The organism is Streptomyces sp. NPDC006197, assembly GCF_040613865.1.
Taxonomy (GTDB): Bacteria; Actinomycetota; Actinomycetes; order Streptomycetales; family Streptomycetaceae; genus Streptomyces.
In genome coordinates this window covers 51,045-69,829 of sequence record NZ_JBEXSZ010000011.1, presented here as the reverse complement: position 1 = coordinate 69,829, position 18,785 = coordinate 51,045, and the positions used below count along the sequence as shown (strand labels likewise).

Annotated in this window: 23 protein-coding genes; 9 read left to right on the top strand and 14 right to left on the bottom strand. The window is 71.5% G+C overall.

Annotated elements, in window-relative coordinates; genetic code table 11:
• Window positions 1-110 precede the first annotated feature (110 nt).
• On the top strand, window positions 111-524 hold the full coding sequence (locus ABZ318_RS05695; RefSeq protein ID WP_356901227.1) for an SsgA family sporulation/cell division regulator: 414 nt from the start codon (window positions 111-113) through the stop codon (window positions 522-524).
• A gap of 58 nt (window positions 525-582) precedes the next feature.
• Here the strand turns inward: ABZ318_RS05695 and ABZ318_RS05690 are convergent, their stop codons facing one another.
• Window positions 583-1,263, bottom strand: a complete 681-nt coding sequence (locus tag ABZ318_RS05690) for a DUF6445 family protein (RefSeq protein ID WP_356901226.1) — start codon at window positions 1,261-1,263, stop codon at window positions 583-585.
• Window positions 1,264-1,419: 156 nt separating this feature from the next.
• Between ABZ318_RS05690 and ABZ318_RS05685 the strand changes: the two genes are divergently transcribed.
• Both ABZ318_RS05685 and ABZ318_RS05680 read left to right on the top strand, forming a co-directional pair.
• The gene (locus ABZ318_RS05685) at window positions 1,420-2,016 is read left to right on the top strand and encodes a TIGR03086 family metal-binding protein (RefSeq protein ID WP_356901225.1); all 597 of its coding nucleotides are present in this window, start codon (window positions 1,420-1,422) and stop codon (window positions 2,014-2,016) included.
• A gap of 301 nt (window positions 2,017-2,317) precedes the next feature.
• On the top strand, window positions 2,318-3,574 hold the full coding sequence (locus tag ABZ318_RS05680; protein WP_356901224.1) for an extracellular solute-binding protein: 1,257 nt from the start codon (window positions 2,318-2,320) through the stop codon (window positions 3,572-3,574).
• A 4-nt stretch (window positions 3,575-3,578) separates the two neighbouring features.
• On the opposite strand, the gene ABZ318_RS05675 is transcribed toward ABZ318_RS05680, so the two are convergent.
• From ABZ318_RS05675 to ABZ318_RS05625, 11 genes are all read right to left on the bottom strand, one after another.
• A complete protein-coding gene (locus ABZ318_RS05675) occupies window positions 3,579-4,472 on the bottom strand; it encodes an SDR family oxidoreductase (RefSeq protein WP_356901222.1) in 894 nt (297 codons plus the stop codon).
• A 111-nt stretch (window positions 4,473-4,583) separates the two neighbouring features.
• Window positions 4,584-5,207, bottom strand: a complete 624-nt coding sequence (locus tag ABZ318_RS05670) for an NAD(P)H-dependent oxidoreductase (RefSeq protein WP_356901221.1) — start codon at window positions 5,205-5,207, stop codon at window positions 4,584-4,586.
• 88 nt (window positions 5,208-5,295) lie between these two features.
• On the bottom strand, window positions 5,296-7,428 hold the full coding sequence (locus ABZ318_RS05665; RefSeq protein ID WP_356901219.1) for a SpoIIE family protein phosphatase: 2,133 nt from the start codon (window positions 7,426-7,428) through the stop codon (window positions 5,296-5,298).
• 248 nt (window positions 7,429-7,676) lie between these two features.
• Window positions 7,677-8,057 (bottom strand): gas vesicle protein K, encoded by a 381-nt coding sequence (locus ABZ318_RS05660; RefSeq protein WP_356901218.1) that lies wholly within the window; start codon window positions 8,055-8,057, stop codon window positions 7,677-7,679.
• Window positions 8,047-8,289: a gas vesicle protein gene (locus tag ABZ318_RS05655; protein ID WP_356901217.1), complete on the bottom strand. Its 243-nt coding sequence runs from the start codon at window positions 8,287-8,289 to the stop codon at window positions 8,047-8,049. The genes ABZ318_RS05660 and ABZ318_RS05655 overlap by 11 nt, the downstream gene beginning before the upstream one ends.
• Window positions 8,276-9,142: a GvpL/GvpF family gas vesicle protein gene (locus ABZ318_RS05650; protein WP_356901216.1), complete on the bottom strand. Its 867-nt coding sequence runs from the start codon at window positions 9,140-9,142 to the stop codon at window positions 8,276-8,278. Before ABZ318_RS05650 ends, ABZ318_RS05655 begins: the two co-directional genes overlap by 14 nt.
• Complete coding sequence (locus ABZ318_RS05645; protein WP_356901251.1) at window positions 9,139-9,597, bottom strand: gas vesicle protein; 459 nt, start codon at window positions 9,595-9,597, stop codon at window positions 9,139-9,141. Before ABZ318_RS05645 ends, ABZ318_RS05650 begins: the two co-directional genes overlap by 4 nt.
• Before the next feature lie 93 nt (window positions 9,598-9,690).
• Window positions 9,691-9,939 carry a gas vesicle protein GvpG gene (locus ABZ318_RS05640; RefSeq protein WP_356901215.1) on the bottom strand — a complete coding sequence of 83 codons (249 nt, stop codon included), beginning with the start codon at window positions 9,937-9,939 and terminating at the stop codon, window positions 9,691-9,693.
• A gap of 44 nt (window positions 9,940-9,983) precedes the next feature.
• Window positions 9,984-10,700, bottom strand: a complete 717-nt coding sequence (locus ABZ318_RS05635; RefSeq protein ID WP_356901214.1) for a GvpL/GvpF family gas vesicle protein — start codon at window positions 10,698-10,700, stop codon at window positions 9,984-9,986.
• Window positions 10,701-10,702: 2 nt separating this feature from the next.
• The gene (locus tag ABZ318_RS05630; RefSeq protein WP_356901213.1) at window positions 10,703-11,164 is read right to left on the bottom strand and encodes a gas vesicle structural protein GvpA; all 462 of its coding nucleotides are present in this window, start codon (window positions 11,162-11,164) and stop codon (window positions 10,703-10,705) included.
• A 27-nt stretch (window positions 11,165-11,191) separates the two neighbouring features.
• Window positions 11,192-11,554 (bottom strand): gas vesicle protein, encoded by a 363-nt coding sequence (locus ABZ318_RS05625; RefSeq protein WP_356901212.1) that lies wholly within the window; start codon window positions 11,552-11,554, stop codon window positions 11,192-11,194.
• A 199-nt stretch (window positions 11,555-11,753) separates the two neighbouring features.
• Here ABZ318_RS05625 and ABZ318_RS05620 point away from each other — a divergent pair, with 199 nt between their 5' ends.
• Both ABZ318_RS05620 and ABZ318_RS05615 read left to right on the top strand, forming a co-directional pair.
• Window positions 11,754-12,731: a histone protein gene (locus ABZ318_RS05620; RefSeq protein ID WP_356901211.1), complete on the top strand. Its 978-nt coding sequence runs from the start codon at window positions 11,754-11,756 to the stop codon at window positions 12,729-12,731.
• Window positions 12,732-12,735: 4 nt separating this feature from the next.
• Window positions 12,736-13,788: an SRPBCC family protein gene (locus ABZ318_RS05615; protein WP_356901210.1), complete on the top strand. Its 1,053-nt coding sequence runs from the start codon at window positions 12,736-12,738 to the stop codon at window positions 13,786-13,788.
• Window positions 13,789-13,888: 100 nt separating this feature from the next.
• Here the strand turns inward: ABZ318_RS05615 and ABZ318_RS05610 are convergent, their stop codons facing one another.
• Together ABZ318_RS05610 and ABZ318_RS05605 are read right to left on the bottom strand one after the other, a co-directional pair.
• The gene (locus tag ABZ318_RS05610; protein ID WP_356901209.1) at window positions 13,889-14,062 is read right to left on the bottom strand and encodes a CsbD family protein; all 174 of its coding nucleotides are present in this window, start codon (window positions 14,060-14,062) and stop codon (window positions 13,889-13,891) included.
• Window positions 14,063-14,349: 287 nt separating this feature from the next.
• Window positions 14,350-14,616, bottom strand: coding sequence for a GlsB/YeaQ/YmgE family stress response membrane protein (locus tag ABZ318_RS05605; RefSeq protein ID WP_356901208.1), 267 nt, complete (start codon window positions 14,614-14,616; stop codon window positions 14,350-14,352).
• 296 nt (window positions 14,617-14,912) lie between these two features.
• On the opposite strand from ABZ318_RS05605, the gene ABZ318_RS05600 reads away from it, so the two are divergent.
• The 4 genes from ABZ318_RS05600 to ABZ318_RS05585 all read left to right on the top strand — a co-directional run bounded on the left by ABZ318_RS05600 (window position 14,913) and on the right by ABZ318_RS05585 (window position 18,785).
• Entirely contained in the window at window positions 14,913-15,617 is a 705-nt protein-coding gene (locus ABZ318_RS05600; protein ID WP_356901207.1) for a VanZ family protein, read from the top strand.
• Window positions 15,618-15,686: 69 nt separating this feature from the next.
• Window positions 15,687-16,364, top strand: coding sequence for a response regulator transcription factor (locus tag ABZ318_RS05595; RefSeq protein WP_356901206.1), 678 nt, complete (start codon window positions 15,687-15,689; stop codon window positions 16,362-16,364).
• Window positions 16,361-17,455 carry a HAMP domain-containing sensor histidine kinase gene (locus ABZ318_RS05590; protein WP_356901205.1) on the top strand — a complete coding sequence of 365 codons (1,095 nt, stop codon included), beginning with the start codon at window positions 16,361-16,363 and terminating at the stop codon, window positions 17,453-17,455. The genes ABZ318_RS05595 and ABZ318_RS05590 overlap by 4 nt, the downstream gene beginning before the upstream one ends.
• Before the next feature lie 130 nt (window positions 17,456-17,585).
• Window positions 17,586-18,785: an FAD-dependent oxidoreductase gene (locus tag ABZ318_RS05585; protein WP_356901204.1), complete on the top strand. Its 1,200-nt coding sequence runs from the start codon at window positions 17,586-17,588 to the stop codon at window positions 18,783-18,785.

Sequence of the window (18,785 nt, the reverse complement as noted above, 5' to 3'; positions counted from 1 at the left end):
GGATCACGACAGGGTCATCGCATCCGCCTCACGAAGGCGAGGAGTAAGGAGGGACAGAGGGGTGAGGAGCACACCACACCCGCTTCCGACGCACGAAGCCGGAGGATCCCATGTCCCAGTCGCTCCCCGCGGTGAAGACCCTGACCCGGAGCATGTCCATGGACCTGCTCACCCCGGACACGACGGTCCCGATCGACACCACCCTCGGTTACACCTCCCGCAATCCCCACGCCCTGAGCATCACCTTCCACCTCCTGGATCCCGATCCCGTCGTCTGGCACCTGGACCGGGAGATGGTCGTCATAGGCTCGCTCGCGCCGACCGGCGACGGGGAGGTCCATCTGCGGCCCGCCGCCGACGGCATGCTGCTGATCCGGCTCGGTCCCGCCGGGCACCGCGCCGAGGTCCTGGTCGACGCGAACCGGCTGACCGCCGTGGTACGGGAGACGTTCGCCCTGGTCCCCCAGGGCACGGAGGAACACCACATCGACTGGCGCCCCCTGCTCTCCTCGCTCGGCCGCTGACCGCCGACCGGTGCCGGTCCCCGATCCGGCCCGGCCGACGGGAATGGTCGGACACCCCCTAGGCCATCCAGAAGAAGACGGCCGTCATCCGCTTGTCCCGCAAGGCCGTGCCCGTGTAACCGGTCGCGGTGTGGATGAGGTTGGCCGAGTACAGCAGCAGACGGTTGTAACGGGGCGGGACGCGCAGGTCCTCGGTGAAGGAGTCCTCCGGCACGAAGCGAGTGCCCAGCGCGTCGACCAGGTTGTTGTGCGGGGCGAGCACCTGATTGCCGCCGAGCACACCGCCGGGCAGGTTCTGGCGGTAGAAGCTGGTGCCGCAGTCCTTGGGCAGGTCCGGACTGAGGTACAGCACCGCCGCGTAGCGGCACAGGCTCCGGGAGTCGGTGTGCGGGCGCGGTGCGCACTCGTCCTTGCCGACGACCTGGACGCAGTTGTGGTTGAAGGTGCCACCGCCGGCGGGGTCCACGGTCCAGAGCTTCTGGGCCCCGACGGTCTTGCGCACCAGCTTCTCCACGTGCGCGAGCTCCGCCGGTTCGAGGCCGGGCATCGTGCGCAGCCCCGGCCACGGCTCGGGCTTGTGGGGGTAGCCCTCCACCCAGTCGTCCCGTTCGAGCATGCGGGCTCGTACGGCGTCGGGGTCGGGCAGGACGTCGTCCAGGATCCAGTAGTCCCGGCCGCGGGTGGGTTTGCGGTACGGCAGGACCTGAAGCGCGCTGGCGCGTGGGGGGTATGACGGCATGGCGGGAACGCTAGTGCGAGGAGGGATGCGGCCCACCAAAGCGTCGCCAAAGCAGCGCCAAGACTGCGGCAAGACATCACCATGCAGGCAATCCGCAGGAAAAACCGGCGGGGGCGCGGGGCGATGAGTTTCCGACGGCCCGGCGGTCCACCCCGCATGGAGAACACTTCACGCACGGAGCCCATCGACCTGGGGGCGGCCGCCGAGCGCGTCGCCCGGATCGCGGAGGGGATCGACGACGAGCGGCTCGACGATCCGACACCCTGCCCCGAATACGCGGTACGGGAGGTGCTCGCCCATGTCGCCGGACTCAGCGTCGCCTTCCGCGACGCGGCCCGCAAGCATGTGGGGCCCACCACCGCCACGCCGCCCGGCTCGTCCCGTCCGGTACTGACGGAGGACTGGCGGACGGCCCTGCCGCAGGCGCTGGGCGAGCTGGCCGCCGCCTGGCGGGAGCCGGGCGCCTGGGAAGGGGACACACAGGCGGGCGGGGTCCGCCTGCCGGCCGCCGTCATGGGCCGGGTCGCGCTCGACGAACTGCTGGTCCACGGCTGGGACCTGGCACGGGCGAGCGGTCAGGCGTACGAGGTGAGCGAGGAGGAACTGAGGGTTTCCGAGGCCCTGCTGACCCCGGCCGACGGCTCCTCCGACGAGGGCTTCTTCGGCCCCGTCGTCGCGGTGCCGGACACCGCGCCCCTGCTGGACCGCGTGATCGGCCTCAGCGGCCGTCGACCCGACTGGCGTCCGGCCTGATCGGCGGGACTCCCCCGGACCGGACGTCCCTCCGGCCGGCCGCGCGCCGAGGGTCATGGCGCGCGGCCGTTCGCCTTCTCGTCAATGCTCCGCACCGGAGTCACGGTGGACTTGGTGGAAGGTTCTACGCGCGTCAGAATCAGCGCCCTCATATCGAAAGACACCATGGGGAGTCCGCCCGCTTGGAGCTATGACACAACCGTCGAGTAGGGGGCGAAATATGCCTCTGGCCAGGGGAGAATCCCGGACGCACTGTCCAGAAAATCAAGAGGGAAGAGCCATGCGACCGAGAATCTTCGGCATGACCGTCTCCGTGGCCGCATTCGGACTGCTGGGCTCGCTCGCCACCGCCTGCGACTCGTCCGAGAGCGCCGGGACGACGCTGCGTCTGGTGGCTCCCGAGTACGGTGACAGCCCGGCGACCAGCTCCAAGGCGTACTGGGACAAGCTGGCCGCCGCCTTCACCGCCGCCCACCCCGGCAAGAAGGTCGAGGTGACGCTCTATCCGTGGGCCGACGTCGACCGCGAGGTCACCCGCATGGTCGAGGAGGACAACGCCCCGGACGTCGCTCTGATGGGCGCGTACTCCGACTTCGCCGCGGAGGGACGCCTCTACCCCGCCGACGAACTGCTGTCGATCAGGGCGGAGGCGAACTTCCTGCGGCCGCTCGCGGCGGCGGGCTCGGTCGACAACACCCTGTACGGTCTGCCCTTCGTGGCCAGCAGCCGGCTGCTCTTCTACAACGAGGAGCTGTTCGACAAGGCCGGGGCCAAGCCGCCGAAGACCTGGTCGGACCTGAAGGAAGCGGCCGAGGCCCTGAAGAAGGAGCGTGTGCTCTATCCGTACGCCCTGCCGCTCGGCCCCGAGGAGGCGCACGCCGAAGCCCTGATCTGGGAGCTGAGCAACGGCGGCGGGTACACCGACATCAGCGGCCAGTACACCATCGCCTCCGAGCAGAACACCCAGACGTTCCGCTGGATCAGGGACAACCTGGTCGTGCCCGGCCTGACGGGCCCGGTCCCGCCGGCCAAGCTCAACCGGCAGGACGCCTTCGACGCCTTCCTCCGCGGCGACGTCGGCATGGTCAACGGCTACCCCTCGCTCCTCCACGAGGCGAGGGCGAGGGGGATGAAGGTCGGCACCCTGAACATGCCGGTGTCGGACACGCTGGAGGAGGGGAGGACCCCGCCGGCGGCGGGCGTAGCCGACTGGATGATGGCCTTCAAGCGGGACGGCAACCACGAACTGGTGGGCTCGTTCCTGGACTTCGTCTACCAGGACAAGAACCTCAGCGAGTTCGCGGGGCGCTACCACCTGCTGCCGTCGACGGTGACCGCCGCCGAGGCGTCCCAGGGCCCGCAGGCCGATCCCGACACCGAGCAGTTCCTGGAAGCGCTGCACAGTGCGCAGCTCTACCCGGTCAACGAACCGTCCTGGCTGCAGATCAGCAACACCATCAAGCGGAACATCGGCAAGGCCGTCGCACCGTCCGCCGATCCGAAGGCCGTGCTGGAGGACATCGCCCAGCAGGCACAGGAGGCGAAGCGGCAGGAGTAGCGGCTCAGGGCAGTGGTGTCCCGCCCGTGGCGTTCACGATCTCCCCGGTGATGTAACTCGCCCGGGGCGAGGCCAGGAAGACGTAGGCGGGAGCCATCTCCGCCGGCTGGGCCGGACGTCCCAGCGGTGACTGTTCGCCGAAGTGCTTCGTCTCCGGCATCGTCGCGGGGATCAGCGGGGTCCAGACCGGCCCGGGGGCGACCGCGTTCACCCGGATGCCGCGTTCCGCGACCATCTGGGCGAGGCCGTGGGTGAAGGAGATGATGGCCGCCTTCGTCATCGCGTAGTCGAGGAGATGGGGGCTGGGCTGGTAGCCCTGGACGGACGTGGTGTTGATGACGCATCCGCCGCGCGGCATGTGGGCCAGTGCCCGGCGGGTGAGCCAGAACATGCCGTACAGGTTGGTCTTCATCACCCGGTCGAACTGCTCCGTGGTGATCGCCTCGATGCCGTCGGGCTGTGACATCTGGTACGCGGCGTTGTTGACGAGGAGGTCGACGCGGCCGAGTTCGCCGACCGTGCGGTCGATCAGGTCGGTGCACTGCCGCTCGTCCCGGATGTCGCACGGCACGGCGACCGCGGTGCGGCCCGCTGCGCGGACCAGACGGGCGGTCTCCTCGGCGTCGGCCTTCTCCTCGGGCAGGTGCGTGAACACGACGTCCGCGCCTTCCCGTGCGAACGCCAGGCACACGGCCCTGCCGATCCCGGAGTCGCCGCCGGTGACGATCGCCGCCCTGTCGGTCAGCAGGCCGTGGCCCTCGTAGGAATCCTCGCCGTGGTCGGGCCGCGGCTCCATGGCCTCGGTCGAGCCGGGGTGCCGCTGCTGCTGGTCGGGTTGGGGCGGAGTGGGGTGGTGGGTGGAGGGGTCGGGGACGGCGGGGGCCTGTCGGTCGGACATCGCGGGTCCTTTCGTACGGTCATGCGCTCGGCATCGGTCGCGGTCTCGTGCGCGGTCGTGGCCTCGGGCCCGGGCCCGGGCGCCACTGCGGTCGCGGTCGTGGGCTCCAGGTCAGGAGGAGGGGTACGGAGCGCCCCGGAGGAGCCGGGCGAGGTGGGCGGTGTTGGCGGCGAGGGTCGCCGTCGTGGCCTCGGTCTTCTCGGGGGTCTTGTCCAGGTCCTGGTAGTCCGTGCCCTGCATCGCTTCGCCGACCCAGTAGGTGACGGCGTTGGGGGCGAGGGAGAAGCCCACGTCGTCGAGGCCCTGGAAGAGATCGGCGCTGACCTTGTGGGCGCCGTCCTCGTTGCCGACGACGCAGACGGCGGCGACTTTCCCGTAGGTGAGCATGCGGCCCTCGTCGTCGGACTCGGAGAGCTCGGCGTCCAGACGTTCCAGGACCCGTTGGGCCAGGCTGGAGGGATGTCCGAGCCAGATCGGGGTGGACAGGATCAGGATGTCGGCGTCCAGGACGGCGGAACGGATGGCCGGCCACTCGTCGCCCTCGCCCATGTCGGTCTTCACGCCGGGCTTCACGTCGTGGTCGGCGATCCGGATGGCCCTTCCCGTGACTCCGTGGCCGGAGAGCTGCTCCAGCACCTGCTCCGCCAGCAGCTGGGAGCTGGAGGGGGCGGGGGAAGGGGACAGCGTGCACACGAGCGCGACGGCACGGAGCGGGGCCTTGTCGTTGGCAGTCATACCCCCCGGCTACCCGCACGGCGCGGACGAATCCTGCCCGTTCCCCGCCAATGCCCCGTACGGATGTACGCGGCCCACGCGAAGGCCGTCACCCGGGCTCCGAGGTGCGCAGCAGGAGCACGGCGATGTCGTCGGTGTAGTGAGCGGTGGGCCGGGCCCGGTGCAGGAGCGTGTCGATCAGCCGGTCGAGGTCCTGTCCGCTGTGCTCGGCGAGGTGGACGGCCAGGTCTCCGACGATCCGGTCCGGATCCACACCGGGCGTTTCGACGAGGCCGTCGGTGTAGAAGGCGAGCGTCGAGCCGGGGCTGAGGGGCAGTGTGGTGACGGGGTAGGAGAGGCCGGGGTCGATGCCCAGCAGCGGACCGGGGTCGAGTTCCACCGCGCGGGCCCGTCGGCCGGGGATGTGCAGCAGCGGGGGCGGGTGGCCCGCGCTGGCCAGGACGGCCTCCTGACGGGCGAGGTCGATGTGCGCGTACGTGCAGGAGACGAGGAGATCGGTCTCCAGGTCGGCCAGGACGTGGTTGGTCCGGGCGAGGACCTGCCCGGGCGACCCCCCGGCGGTGGCGTGGATGGCGGTGCGGACCTGTCCCATGAGGGCGGCGGCCGCCGCGCTGTGGCCCTGGACGTCGCCGATCACCGCCGCGGCGGTGGTGCCGTCGAGGCGGATGACGTCGTAGAAGTCGCCTCCGATGTCCATCCCGTGGCTGGCCGGGAGGTAGCGGGCCGCCGTGTCCAGGCCGGGCAGGGCGGGCAGCCGGTGCGGCAGAAGGGCCTGCTGCAGGCCGCGGGCGAGGTCCCGGGCGGCGTCGTAGAGACGGGCGCGGTCCAGGGCCTGGGCGATCAGCCCGGCGAGGGAGGTCAGGACGGCCCGCTCGTCGGCGCTGAATTCGTGGGGCCGGTCGTAGGAGAGGATGCAGCAGCCGACGGGCCGGCCGGAGACGATCAGCGGCAGGAACGCCCATGCCTGCTTGTCACTGATCTGCGGCGCCCCGGGGTGGCGCCGCGCCATCTCCTCCCGGTCGGCGAAGAACGACGGGACCCCGTCGGCCAGGACCTGTCCGGCGGGGGTGAGGTCCGTGTCGAGGGGAAGGCCGTCCAGACGGTCGATGGTCTCCTGGTCGTATCCGTGGTGTCCGGTGATCTTGAGTCGTCCGGCGTCGGCCGCGGACAGCACCAGGCCGTCGGCGCCGAAGGCGGGCAGCACCTGGTCCGCGACGAGCTCGACGACGTCGCGGACGGCGACCGTCTCGGTCAGGGCCGCGGCCAGGTGAACCAGTTGGTAGAGGCGTCCGGCCTGCGCCGTACCCGACGGGGTGGAGGTGGAAGGGACGGACCGGGCCGCCGTGGCGGCCGGCGGCCGGCCGGGGGCGGCCGCGTCGGCGCGGGTGATGCGGACGCTGATACCGCTGGCGTCCGGATAGAGCTGGAAGCGCAGCCACGTGGACGGGGGGCGCAGGGACGTGAAGGCGACGGGATCCCGGCTGATGACGGCGGTGCGGTAGTGGTCCTCGACCACCGCGTCGTCCAGCCAGGGCAGGGACTGCCAGGGCCGGGTGCCGAGCAGCCGTTCGGCTTCGAGGCCGAGCAGCGACGCCGCCTCGGTGGTCAGGAAGGTGATCCTGCCTTCCAGGTCCATGCCGAGGGCTCCCTCGGGCAGGCGCTCGGCGTAGTCCGCGGCGGCCTGGGACGGCCGGGCGCCGTACGAGCGGGCGACCGGGGCGACCGGGACGAGGCGGGGCTGATCGGGAAGGGGGAACGGCACGGTGACCTCGTCCAGTACACGGGCCATGCGCCGGGCGGCGGACGCGATGTGGCCGCGCTCGCGGCGGGAGGCCTCGGCGGGGTGACTGGCGGGCCAGAGGAGGAAGATCGCTCCCCGACAGCGGTCGCGCCCGGACAGCGGGGCAGCGGCGAGGGCGAACCGGTACGGCAGGCTGGCCGCGGCGCGGGGATAGGTGCGGGCCATGTCGTTCTGCGAGCCCACCCACACCAGGCGGTTCTCGCGGATCGCGTCGCTCACCGGGACGGGCGCGTTCAGCGACACCCTCCGCCAGGGCCACGCCACTTCCAGGGGCACGCCGCAGAGCGCCGTCATGGCCAGGATCCCGGTGGCCTCGTCGAGCAGGTAGACGGCCCCGGCGGAGGCCCCGGTGCGCCGGACCGTGTCGGCCAGTGCCTCGTCCAGCAGCCTGTCCCCGTCCGGATCCTCCGGTCCGTCCATTCGCCGCACCTCGCCTCCTCCGCCCGTGTTCCGCGACGTCTCCGAGCGGTTGCGCGGGTGCCGACCGTCACGACCGTCGGGCGGACAAGAACGTCCTGCCACGCCCGTATATCGACCATACGCCCGATACGCCTCCTCACCAGGTAGCGCCTCCCGGTCGGCGCCCGGTACGGGACCCGCGGTCAGCGCCCGGGCCCGGCGGCCCGGCGAACAGGTCCGGGAAACCGACGTCGGAATCCCTCAGGGGCCTAGGACTCGGGGGGCGGAAGCAGGGGGCCGAGGGGGCCCAGGTCGAGGTTGAGGTCGTCCAGGCTGAAGCCGTGCTGGGCGCACAGTTCGGTCATGCGGTCGTGGAGGGCCAGCAGGGTCGCGCCGAGTTCCTCTTCCTGGCCCTCCGTGAGGCCGCCGGCGTCGACACGGCGCAGGGCCTGGCGTTCGATGAGCTGGCGGAGGAGTTCGACCACGGTCAGGACCAGCTTGACCAGGTCCTCCTCGACCGTGTCCGAGCCGGTGCGGATCCGCCGCGCGGGCGGCTGCCGGGCGGTGTCGGTGGGTGGGGCGGGCAGGAGCCGTACGGCATCGGCCATCGCCTCGCCGACGGCCCGCACGTCGGGGGTTTCACGGCCCATCGGGCTCACCCCCGCCCCGCCCTGCCGGGCGCGGGGCTCCGAGGCCGCCGACCGAGTCGGTGACGGAGCTGATGAGGGCACGGAGGGAGATCCGTACGAGGTCGATGTCCGCGATGGACAGGACGATGTCCCCGGTGATGACGACGCCTCCGGCGAGCAGCCGGTCGAGGAGGTCGACGAGTGCGACCTGCCGGCCCGGCAGGGCGGGGTCGTTGCGGTCAGCGGGGCTCATGACCGGGACCGGGCGGCGGTTCGGGGAGCGGAACGTCGAGGATCGGGGCTTCGGGGGTCGGGGGGAGAGCCGTGAACGAGTACGGGGCCCAGGGGCCGGTCGTTTCGAGCAGGATTCCGGGGAGGTCCTCCGCGGCGGCCTGGACCGCCCTGCGGAAGGCGTCGGCTTCGGCGTCGGGCACCAGGAAGGCGGCGTTGACCACGTTCTCCCCGACCGAGGCGGCGGTCAGCGGGCCGCTCTGCGGTGGATGGGCGACGTGGTCGGCCGCGTACCGCAGGGCGATCTCGGCGATCCGGTCGGCCGCGGTCCTGGCCTGCCGGTAGTGGTCCTCGTGGGCGTCGCGCTGCGCCCGGCGGGCCTGGAGGTAGGCCTTGCCGGGGCCGGCGGACGGCGCGGCCGCCCCGGTGTCCGGGGCGGTGGCGGGGCGTACGTAGATCTTGACGCCGTACTCGGTGTGGGCGGCGAGCCGGGCCAGCTGGGTGGCGAACTCCTGGCTCTGGCTCTGCAGGGCCCGCATGGCGCGGGTGTGGTCCTGGTAGAGGGTGGCCATGCGCAGGGGCAGGACGGTGGTGCGGGCCGCGAGGGTCTCGATGACCCGGTGGTGGGCGCGCGCGGTCTCCTCCAGCCAGCGCAGGTCCTCGAAGCGGGCGGGGAGCACCGCTTCCTCGAAGTCGGCGCGGGGGACGTCGCTGATGGCGAAGACGACCGGCCCGGTGTCGTCGGGGGCGGGGGCGAGGAGGGCGACCCGGCTGCCCGCCACCCCGGTCAGGGTGGGCAGGACGTCGTCCAGGGCGGGCGTCGGGGGTGTGACGGCGTAGACGTAGGTGAGCGTCGCCGTGGCGGGCCCGTTCATGTCCCGGTCCTCCGCTTCGCCGTACGGCGGGCCGGCCGGGCCTCGTCCTCGGCCCCCTCCTCCTCGATGCCGACCGCCTCGGGGGCCGGGCCGGACCCTGCGGTGATCCCGTCGCGGCGCAGTCGCGCGATCTCCTCCCGCAGGCGCTGGTTCTCGGCGGCGAGCGAGCTGACGTCGTCCTGGCGGGAGGAGTCCAGGTGGGAGGCATCGCGGCGGGAGGAATCGAGGCGGGACGGATCGTGGCGGGAGGAGAGGGACGGGTCGTGCTCCCACCAGTCGATGCCCATCTCCTTGGCCTTGTCCACGGAGGCGATCAGGATGCGCAGTTTGATGGTGAGGAGTTCGATGTCGAGCAGGTTGATGCGGATGTCGCCGGCGATGACGATGCCCTTGTCCAGGACCCGCTCGAGGATGTCGGCGAGACTGCTTGCGGAGCTCGGCGGATAACCGGCCATCGGCGGATCGGCACCGAACCTGCGGGCGAGGGGGTCGGTCACGAAGGTTCGCCTCCCAGTGTCTGCCGTCGGACTCGGATCGGGGTCGCCCGGTCAGAGGCCGCCCCTGCGGTACCTGTCGATCTCCTCGAGACGGTCGATCAGCAGGTCTTCCTCACGGTCGAAGGTCTCCTCGTCGATCTCGCCCGCCGTCAGCCGGCGTTCCAGTTCGGCGAGCCGGGCCATGACCGGTGCCGGGTCGTAGTACTCGGCCTCCGCCTTCTCCGCGACGCGCTGGGCAGCCCACACGGCGGTGCGGACCGGGGCCAGCGGCAGAGTGACGATTTTCCCCAGCAGGCCCATCGCGCTCCCTCCTTCCTCGCTCCCTCCGGGCGGTCGCCGACGGCCTACGACATGAAGCTGTAAGGGGGCAGCGGCCCGGTCAGCCGGACCTCGACGCCGTCGCCAAGGTTCCCCGTGCGTTCGTCGAGGGCGTTCAGGGCCCCTTCGTCGTCCCGCCGGACGAGCAGGGACAGGGCGAGGAAGTCGTCGTCGCCGCCGACGGGGTGGACGACGTACTCCCGCCCCAGCGGTGCCAGGGAGCCGATCAGCCTCTCGGCCGCGTTCGCGCGGCGCTGCTCGACCTCTTCGGCGACCATGCGCCCCAGCTCCACGGGCAGCCGGGGATCCTCGGAGCCCTGGCGGATCTCGTCGTTGAGCCGGCGCGCCTCGGGCAGGTCCTCGAGGATCTCCCGGAGCATGATGTCCTGCGCCCGGGAGGCCTTCACGTGGTACTCGGCGCAGTCGGCGACGCGCTCCAGCGCCGCGCCGTAGAAGTCCTCCTTCTCCTCGAGCGCCCGCAGGACGGCGTCGTCGTCGGGGGCGGTGTAGCCGAACCGCAGCGGCAGGGGGGTGCCGTCCTCCATCAGACGCTCCTGGACCGCCTGGTGGGCGGCCACGTCCCGCCGCTTCGGGCGGATCTCTTCCTCGATGTCACTCACCACGGCGCGCAGCGCCCCCGTGGACAGGACCCGCACCGCCGCTCCGTCGGAGCCCACCCCCGTCATTCCCTCGACCCGGCAGGGGTGGTCGCGCGTTGTCACCGCGTAGACGTAGACGGCCATGATCATTCCCTCTCACGCCGCGCCGTCCGCCGCGCCGGCTTCCGGCGTCGAGGAGCCTCCTGCTCCTCCTGTTCCTCGTCGTCCTCGTCCTCGTCCTGCCCTCCGCCGGACAGCGACTGGGTGACAGCCTCCATCGCGCCGCTGAGCGCGCCCTTGGTCTTGCCCCGACTGCCGCCCTCGACCATCTTGTCCATCATGTCGGGCAGCTGGGTGGGCGCCTTGCGGCCAGACTCCAGGTCGAGGCGGTTGCACGCCTCCGCGAAGCGGAGGTACGTGTCGACGCTGGCCACGACCACCCGGACGTCGATCTTGAGGATTTCGATTCCGACCAGCGAGACGCGTACGAACGCGTCGATGACCAGCCCGCGGTCGAGGATGAGCTCCAGGACGTCGTAGAGGCTGCCCGTACCGCCTTGGCCGCCGCGAGCGGGACTTCCGCTCGCTCCCTGCGGCATCACCGTCATGACGTTTCCCTTCACGGTCCGGCCGCCTCAGTGGCCGGACCGGTCGATCATGCCCCGGCTGTAGCGCCGGGTGCGTTCGTAGGAGATCAGCTCGCCGGACCCGTCCAGCTCGACCCGGTAGCTGCCCATGACGCTGGTGGTCTCCGGGATGCGTTCGAGCTCGACCACCTCCACCACCGCCTCCCAGCCCTCGTCCGTGGGCTTCAGGGAGGACACCGACTCCGGGCGCCTGCCGAGCAGTTCCGACAGCTGCTCGGCCGCGGCCCGCATCGCCGCCGCCGCGCCCTGTCTGCGGGAGCCGGCCGCCTTGCGCGCGGGCCTGGTGGGACGCTGCGTGTCGTCGTCCCGTGCGGGACGGCGTCGGCGGCGTTCTGGATCCGGTGTGGTCATCTGATTCCTTCGTGAATCGGACTTCCCTTGACCCACGCGTCTCCCCCGGGAGATCGGCCCCACTCCACCTGAAGAGAATTTTCTTCGCATACCGCCGCATATCCGGCGCATCGTCGAGCACCTACCAGATGAGGCCCCGAGCGTCGGGGTCGGCCGTCACCTGACGTCGGCCACCCATCACCCGGGAAGGACGAGGCTGATGGAGGACACGACCAAGATCGCCCTGGCAGCCGCCGTTGCGGGAGGCTACGTACTGGGGCGGGCGAAGAAGGGCCGCATGGCCCTGTCGCTCGCGACCTACATCGCGGGACGCAAACTCGATCTCCAGCCCGGGCAGCTCGTGACACAGGGGCTGCGGAAACTCGGGGAGATGCCCCAGACCGCCGAGCTCGGCCAGCAGCTCCGGGGCGAAGCCCTCCAAGCAGGCCGCAAGGCCCTCTCCGCGGCCGCCAACCGTCAGCTCTCCGGCCTCGCCGACTCCATCCACCAGCGCACGCTCGACCTCGGTCGCCGCGGCGAGGAGGACGAGGGGGAGGACGAGGCGTACGAGGAGGAACCGTACGAGGACGAGGAGGAGGACCTCGACGAGGAGCCCTACGAGGACGACAGGCCTGACGACGAGGAAGCGGGCCCGGACGAGGCACGGGGAGAGGAAGAGGAGGAAGAGGAAGAGGAGGAAGAAGAGCCCTACGACGAGGAGGAAGAGGAAGAAGAGGAGGAGCCCGAGGACGAGCAGGAGGAAGAGGAGCCCCCGAAGCGGTCTCGCCGCGAGAGCTCACGGACCTCCACGACGGGCCGCAGCGCGCCCGCCCGTCGCTCCGCGCCCCGCAAGAGCGCCGCGAAGAAGTCGGAGCCGGCGGCCGCCAAGAAGACCGCGGCGAAGAAGACCGCGTCGGCCGGGAGCCGGGGCACGGCGAAGAAGACCGCGCCGGCGAAGAAGAGCGCGACCTCGCGCGGAGGCGCCGCGGCGAAGAAGGCACCGGCGAAGAAGACCGCCTCGTCCGGAAGCCGTACCGCGGCGAAGAAGACCACGTCGTCCCGGCCCCCCGCCAAGAAGGCGGCGGCGAAGCGGACACCGGCGAAGAAGACCACCGCGCGCAAGTCGGCGGGCGGCAGCGCCAGGAAGACCACGTCGGCGAAGAAGACGACGGCACGCAAGCCGTCTACGCGGAGGTAGCGCCATGGCCACCGATCGTGAACGCTCGGCGTCGAACTCCTCCTCCCCCATGGACCAATTGTTCGAAGAAGTCGGTGAATACCTGCGGGCGCAGGCGGACCGCCTGGCCGACAAGGCCGTGGACAAAGTGGAGGGCCTCACCGACCAGCTCTCCGAGGTGGCGGAGAACGGAGGGTCGCTCGCCGGTATCGGCGGTCGCCTCCTCAAGGGCGACTCCCCCCTGAAGGCCGTCGCGGGCACCACCTTCGACGGCATCAAGGACAAGGTCAAGGACATCGGCGGCAGCCTGACCGGCAAAGGAGGCAGGTCCCGCAAGAGCGGATCCAAACCGATACACATCTGCGAGTCGATCGACGTCGGCGTCCCGCTGCGCACCGCGTACGACCAGTGGACGCAGTACGAGGACTTCAGCACGTTCGCCAAGGGGGTGCGCAGCGTCTCCCAGGGCGACGACACCACCTCAGACTGGAAGGTCAAGGTCGGCCCCTCCACACGCAGCTGGAAGGCCAGCGTCCAGGAGCAGGTGCCGGACGAGCGGATCATGTGGAGCTCCGACGGTCCCAAAGGCACCACGCGTGGATGCGTCAGCTTCCACGAACTGGCCCCGGCCCTCACCCGGGTGCTCGTGATCGTCGAGTACTACCCCTCCGGCCTCTTCGAGAAGACGGGCAACATCTGGCGTGCCCAGGGGAGACGGCTGCGCCTGGACCTCAAGCACTTCGCCCGTCACGTGACCCTCTCCCAGGAGGAGCCGGACGGCTGGCGGGGCGAGATCCGCGACGGCGAGGTGGTGCGCAGCCACGAGGAGGTCGTCGAGGAGGAGGAGGCCTCGCAGGACGAGGACCAGGGCGAGGAGGAGGCCTCGCAGGACCAGCCGGAGGAGTACGAGGACGAGGAGTACGACGACGAGGAAGAGGGCGAAGAGGAGGAGGGGAACGACGGCGAGGAGGAGGGCGAGTACGAGGACGAGGAGGAGGGCGCGTACGAGGACGAGAACGAGGGCGACTGGGATGAGGATGAGGAGGAGGCTCGCCCCGGCCGCCGGGCGAGGCGCTGAGGGTGAAGAGAACGGACAAAGGAGGCTGTCGTCCTTCGAGGACGACAGCCTCCTTCGGTGACTCCTTGACCGGGCCGGTCAGTGCTTCTGACGGGGCCAGTCAGTGCTTCATCGTGTCCTTGGCCTTCTGCCCGGCCTGCTTGGCGTCCGCTGCCGCCTGTTCGGCCTTGCCCTTGACCTCCAGGCTCTCGTTGCCGACGGCCTTACCGGTGGTCTCCTTCACCTTGCCCTTCATTTCCTTGCCGACGTTCTTGGCCTTCTTTCCGGTGGCCATTTCCGTTCACCTCCGACTTCTCGTCTTCGACCTCTTGTCGACTTCCCCGAGTCAGGACGCCCCCAGAGGTGCCCACGCCTCCAGCCGCAGCCATCTCGGCAGCAGGGCCCGGAACGTGGTGCGCACCATTCGGCCGGCCATCCATCGCCCGCCACGGGCCGTCATCCGCATCCCCCACCGCGACGTCCGCACGGCGCCGCGGCACATCACGGCGCGGGGCGTCCAGTGGGCGAGCCCGCGGCGACGGGCCCGCTTCCGGCGATGCCGTCTCCGGCCCATGGCGGTCCTCACGAGTGTCTTCTGCCGGCCACGAGCCGGTAGAGGATCAGGAGGATGACAGCTCCGACGACGGCGGCGATCCATGTGGAGAGCTCGAAGAAGCCGTCGATGGAGTCGACGCCGAAAATGACCTTTCCGAGCCATCCTCCCAAAAGGGCGCCGGCGATTCCGATCAGTATCGTCACGATGCAGCCGCCGGGGTCCCGGCCAGGCATCAAGGCTTTCGCGATGATTCCGGCGAGCAGGCCCAGCAGAATCCAGCCGATGATTCCCATGGGGTTCCTCTTGTCAGGGCGGCAATCTTCTGTAATCCGTCTGCACAGCCCAGCCGATGCCAAACATGGAAGGCCCATAAATCTGAAGCGTCAACGAGCGCCGAAACGCCGGGCGGCGGCCCCTGCCCAGGAGGACCCCTCGCAGCGCGATCGGACAGCGGACGGCACTCGTCCGTGCGTGGCGGGCGCATCCGCGCATGGCGGGTGCGTCCCTGCATCGCGGGCGTGTCCGTGTATCGCGGGCGTATCGAAAATCGCATACGCCCCCGCAACCGCCCGCCGTCTCCAATGGGGGCATGAACCACGACGCGTCCCTGCCCTCCCCGTCCCGCCGCACGCGCGGGGCCGTGCTCCTCGGCCTGGCGGTCCTCGGCACGGCGAGCGCCTTGTTCGCCGTGCGGAGGCCGCTCATGATGTCCGCTCCGATGTGCCTGGCCGGGCGGTGGCACGGTTGCCTGGACACGTTCAACGGCGTCGTGCTCGTCACCCTGGCCGCGCTGCCCCTGGCCGTTCTGGTGGCGTGGGCTCTGGCGCGCCGCCGGCGCGCCGCCGGTGTCGCGGGGGCCTGGCGGATGTCGCTGGCCGAGGTGGGGATGGTGCACGGGACGGTGCCGTTCCTGTGGCTGACCATGATGCCGGGCGCCGGGGCCGGCACCGTCCCCGGCCGGGTGAGCCTGGTGCCGCTGCGGGACCTGGTCACGATGGGGCCGCTCGGGATCGCCGGCAACCTGCTGGTCTTCGCGTCCCTGGGGTTCTTCGCGCCGGTGCGGTTCGGGGCGGTGGCGTCCCTGCCGAGGATCCTGGCGCTCGGGGCGGGCTGCTCGGTCCTGGTCGAGACCGCGCAGTACGTCCTGCGGCTCGACCGGGTGTCCTCCGTGGACGACGTCCTGGTCAACGCCGCCGGCGCCGTGCTGGCCGCACTGGCGTCGCGCCGCTGGTGGCGCACTCCGGCGGACGCTCCGGCGGAGCGGCCCCGCCCCGCTCCGGCAGCGGCGGGCTGAGCCGCGACCCCGGCGGGCTCCACGTCTCCGCATACGCGGGCGATATGCGGGGTTGTCTAGGCTTCGGCCATGCGTGTACTGATCGTGGAGGACGAGCCCTACCTGGCGGAAGCCGTACGGGACGGCCTGCGGCTGGAGGCGATCGCCGCCGACATCGCCGGCGACGGCGACTCCGCCCTGGAGCTGCTCGGCGTCCACTCCTACGACCTCGCGGTCCTCGACCGGGACATCCCGGGCCCCTCCGGCGACGAGGTCGCCCGGCGCATCGTGGCCTCCGGCAGCGGCATCCCGATCCTCATGCTCACCGCCGCCGACCGCATCGACGACAAGGCCTCCGGTTTCGAACTCGGCGCCGATGACTACCTCACCAAACCGTTCGAGCTGCGGGAGCTCGTCCTGCGACTGCGGGCGCTCGACCGCAGGCGCGCGTACGCCCGGCCCCCGGTCCGCGAGCTCGCGGGCCTGCGCGTCGACCCCTTCCGCCGGGAGGTGTTCCGCGACGGGCGTCACGTCGCGCTCACCCGTAAGCAGTTCGCCGTGCTCGAGGTCCTCGTCGCCGCCGAAGGCGGGGTCGTGGGCGCCGAGGAGCTGCTGGCGCGGGCCTGGGACGAGCACGCCGACCCCTTCACCAACGCCGTCCGCATCACCGTCTCCGCCCTGCGCAAACGGCTCGGCGAACCGTGGGTCATCGCCACGGTGCCGGGGGTCGGCTATCGCATCGACGTCGGCCCCGTGAGCCCGGCATGATCCGAAAGGCAGGCCCCAGACGCCCGGGGCTCAGCGTCCGGCTGAGGCTCACCCTCAGCTACGCCGGGTTCCTCGCCGTCGCCGGCGCCCTCCTGCTGGCCGTGGTGTGGGGGTTCCTGCTGCGCTACGTACCGGACAATTCGCAGGGTCTCCTCGGGATCTCGCCCAACCGCTACCTCCTCGTGCACACCTTCGCCCCCGCCGCGGCCGTGGCGATGGCCTTCCTGCTCGTCTTCGGCCTGGTCGGGGGATGGATCCTCGCGGGCCGGATGCTCGCGCCGCTCACACGGATCACGGCCGCGGCACGGACCGCCGGGAGCGGGTCGCTGTCCCACCGGATCCGTCTGGAGGGGCGCCGGGACGAGTTCCGCGAACTGGCCGACACCTTCGACGCCATGCTCGAACAGCTGGAGTCGCACGTCGCCGAGCAGCAGAGGTTCGCCGCGAACGCCTCTCACGAGCTGCGCACCCCCCTGGCCATCTCGCAGGCGCTGCTCGACGTCGCCCGCAGGGATCCCGCGCGGGACCGGGACGAGCTCCTGGAGCGGCTGCGGGCCGTCAACACGCGGGCGATCGACCTCACCGAGGCCCTCCTCGTGCTCAGCCGCAGCGACCGGGGGGCCTTCGGCCGCGAGAGCGTCGACCTCTCCCTCGTCGCCGAGGAGGCCGCCGAGACCCTGCTGCCCCTCGCCGAACAGCGCGGGATCACGCTCGACGTCACCGGCGGGGCAGCCCGGACCAGCGGCTCCGCGGAGCTCCTGCTGCGGCTGGTGACGAACCTCGTCCAGAACGCCGTCGTGCACAACCTCCCCGCCGGCGGCACCGTGACGGTCCATACCGGGACGCGGGGCGGGGCGAGCGTGGTGCGGGTCGAGAACACGGGCCATCCGCTCCCGCCGGACCTGGTGCCGACCCTCACCGAGCCCTTCCGGCGCGGCACGGAGCGGGTGCGCACCGACGAGCACGCCGGCGTCGGTCTGGGCCTGGCCATCGTGCACAGCATCGTCCGCGCCCACGACGGGACCCTCGACCTCGTCCCCCGCCCCACCGGCGGTCTCGTCGTCACGGTCCGGCTCCCCGGCATGCCGTAGGCCTCGCTCCCGGAGGTCGCCGCACGACCGCCCGCGGCCGTGTGACCCGTGTCACACGCTGTTCCTGTCAGGAATCGGAGCGCTGTCCCGCTCAAGTCACCGGAAAGCAGCCAACCGACGGGAGCACCTCATGAAGCACCGCATCGTCGTCCTCGGCGCCGGGTACGCCGGGGCCTACGTGGCCGGGAACCTGGCACGGCGACTGTCCCCCGCGGACGCCGAGATCACCGTGGTCAACGCCGTGCCGGAGTTCGTCCAGCGGCTGCGGCTGCACCAGCTCGCGGCCGGCCAGGAGGTCGCGGCGCCGAGGCTCGCCGACGTCTTCGCGGGGACGGGGGTGCGGCTGCGCGTGGCCCGTGTCACCGCGGTCGACCCCGACCGCCGGGCCGTCACCGTGGCCGACGCCGACGGCGGCGGCGAGCTCCGCTACGACACGCTCTTCTACGCGCTCGGCAGCCACGGCGACGACCACCGGGTCCCCGGCGCGGCCGAGCACGCCTTCGACGTCGGTTCACGGCCCGCGGCGCTGCGGCTGCGCGAGCGCCTGGACGGCCTGTGCGGGCGGGAGGAGGGCGGGAACGTCCTGGTCGTCGGCGACGGGCTGACCGGCATCGAGACGGCCACCGAGATCGCCGAGTCCCGCCCCGGTCTGTCGGTCACGCTGGTCGCCCGCGGCGAGCTGGGCGCCCGGCTCTCCGCCGGAGCCCGCGACCATCTGCGCCGGGCCTGCGACCGGCTCGGCGTCACCGTCCTGGAGCACACCGATGTCGAAGCCGTCGAGGCGACTCGGGCGCTGTGCGCCGACGGCACCGTCCTGGCGTCCGACGCGACCGTGTGGACGGCCGGGTTCGCGGTCGGTCCCCTCGCGGCCGCCTGCGGGCTCGACGTCACCGAGAGCGGCCGGATCGTCGTCGACCGCGCCATGCGGTCGGTCTCGCACCCGGACGTCTACGCCGTCGGCGACAGCGCCCACGCGGTCGGCGACAACGGCCTGCCGCTGCCGATGTCCTGCGCCTCGGCCGGCTTCACCGCCATGCAGGCCACGGCCGCGGTCATGGGACGCCTGACGGGCCGCAAGGTCACGGACACGAAGCTGGGGTACGCGGGCAACCACATCAGCCTCGGGCGCCGGGACGGGATCCTGCAGCTGGTCGACGGCGAAGGGCGGGCGAAGCCGAAGTACCTGGGCGGCCGGAAGGCCGCGCGGATCAAGGCGGGCATCCTCGGGATGTCGCTCTGGACCACCTCGCACCCGACCTTCGGCCTGCCCAGGCTCAGGCACCGCCTCATCGCCGCGACGGACCCGTCCGGCGAGAAGGCGTTCGCGTAA

What these genes read in the sequence shown, in the direction of transcription:
- ABZ318_RS05640 (WP_356901215.1), bottom strand. Translation starts at nt 9,939, where the DNA reads ATGGGCCTGCTGGGGAAAATCGTCACTCTGCCGCTGGCCCCGGTCCGC.
- ABZ318_RS05595 (WP_356901206.1), top strand. Translation starts at nt 15,687, where the DNA reads ATGCGTGTACTGATCGTGGAGGACGAGCCCTACCTGGCGGAAGCCGTA.
- ABZ318_RS05675 (WP_356901222.1), bottom strand. Translation starts at nt 4,472, where the DNA reads ATGTCCGACCGACAGGCCCCCGCCGTCCCCGACCCCTCCACCCACCAC.
- ABZ318_RS05590 (WP_356901205.1), top strand. Translation starts at nt 16,361, where the DNA reads ATGATCCGAAAGGCAGGCCCCAGACGCCCGGGGCTCAGCGTCCGGCTG.
- ABZ318_RS05610 (WP_356901209.1), bottom strand. Translation starts at nt 14,062, where the DNA reads ATGGCCACCGGAAAGAAGGCCAAGAACGTCGGCAAGGAAATGAAGGGC.
- ABZ318_RS05685 (WP_356901225.1), top strand. Translation starts at nt 1,420, where the DNA reads ATGGAGAACACTTCACGCACGGAGCCCATCGACCTGGGGGCGGCCGCC.
- ABZ318_RS05600 (WP_356901207.1), top strand. Translation starts at nt 14,913, where the DNA reads ATGAACCACGACGCGTCCCTGCCCTCCCCGTCCCGCCGCACGCGCGGG.
- ABZ318_RS05670 (WP_356901221.1), bottom strand. Translation starts at nt 5,207, where the DNA reads ATGACTGCCAACGACAAGGCCCCGCTCCGTGCCGTCGCGCTCGTGTGC.
- ABZ318_RS05630 (WP_356901213.1), bottom strand. Translation starts at nt 11,164, where the DNA reads ATGACGGTGATGCCGCAGGGAGCGAGCGGAAGTCCCGCTCGCGGCGGC.
- ABZ318_RS05665 (WP_356901219.1), bottom strand. Translation starts at nt 7,428, where the DNA reads ATGGACGGACCGGAGGATCCGGACGGGGACAGGCTGCTGGACGAGGCA.
- ABZ318_RS05605 (WP_356901208.1), bottom strand. Translation starts at nt 14,616, where the DNA reads ATGGGAATCATCGGCTGGATTCTGCTGGGCCTGCTCGCCGGAATCATC.
- ABZ318_RS05585 (WP_356901204.1), top strand. Translation starts at nt 17,586, where the DNA reads ATGAAGCACCGCATCGTCGTCCTCGGCGCCGGGTACGCCGGGGCCTAC.
- ABZ318_RS05655 (WP_356901217.1), bottom strand. Translation starts at nt 8,289, where the DNA reads ATGAGCCCCGCTGACCGCAACGACCCCGCCCTGCCGGGCCGGCAGGTC.
- ABZ318_RS05680 (WP_356901224.1), top strand. Translation starts at nt 2,318, where the DNA reads ATGACCGTCTCCGTGGCCGCATTCGGACTGCTGGGCTCGCTCGCCACC.
- ABZ318_RS05625 (WP_356901212.1), bottom strand. Translation starts at nt 11,554, where the DNA reads ATGACCACACCGGATCCAGAACGCCGCCGACGCCGTCCCGCACGGGAC.
- ABZ318_RS05660 (WP_356901218.1), bottom strand. Translation starts at nt 8,057, where the DNA reads ATGGGCCGTGAAACCCCCGACGTGCGGGCCGTCGGCGAGGCGATGGCC.
- ABZ318_RS05650 (WP_356901216.1), bottom strand. Translation starts at nt 9,142, where the DNA reads ATGAACGGGCCCGCCACGGCGACGCTCACCTACGTCTACGCCGTCACA.
- ABZ318_RS05695 (WP_356901227.1), top strand. Translation starts at nt 111, where the DNA reads ATGTCCCAGTCGCTCCCCGCGGTGAAGACCCTGACCCGGAGCATGTCC.
- ABZ318_RS05620 (WP_356901211.1), top strand. Translation starts at nt 11,754, where the DNA reads ATGGAGGACACGACCAAGATCGCCCTGGCAGCCGCCGTTGCGGGAGGC.
- ABZ318_RS05645 (WP_356901251.1), bottom strand. Translation starts at nt 9,597, where the DNA reads ATGGCCGGTTATCCGCCGAGCTCCGCAAGCAGTCTCGCCGACATCCTC.
- ABZ318_RS05690 (WP_356901226.1), bottom strand. Translation starts at nt 1,263, where the DNA reads ATGCCGTCATACCCCCCACGCGCCAGCGCGCTTCAGGTCCTGCCGTAC.
- ABZ318_RS05615 (WP_356901210.1), top strand. Translation starts at nt 12,736, where the DNA reads ATGGCCACCGATCGTGAACGCTCGGCGTCGAACTCCTCCTCCCCCATG.
- ABZ318_RS05635 (WP_356901214.1), bottom strand. Translation starts at nt 10,700, where the DNA reads ATGGCCGTCTACGTCTACGCGGTGACAACGCGCGACCACCCCTGCCGG.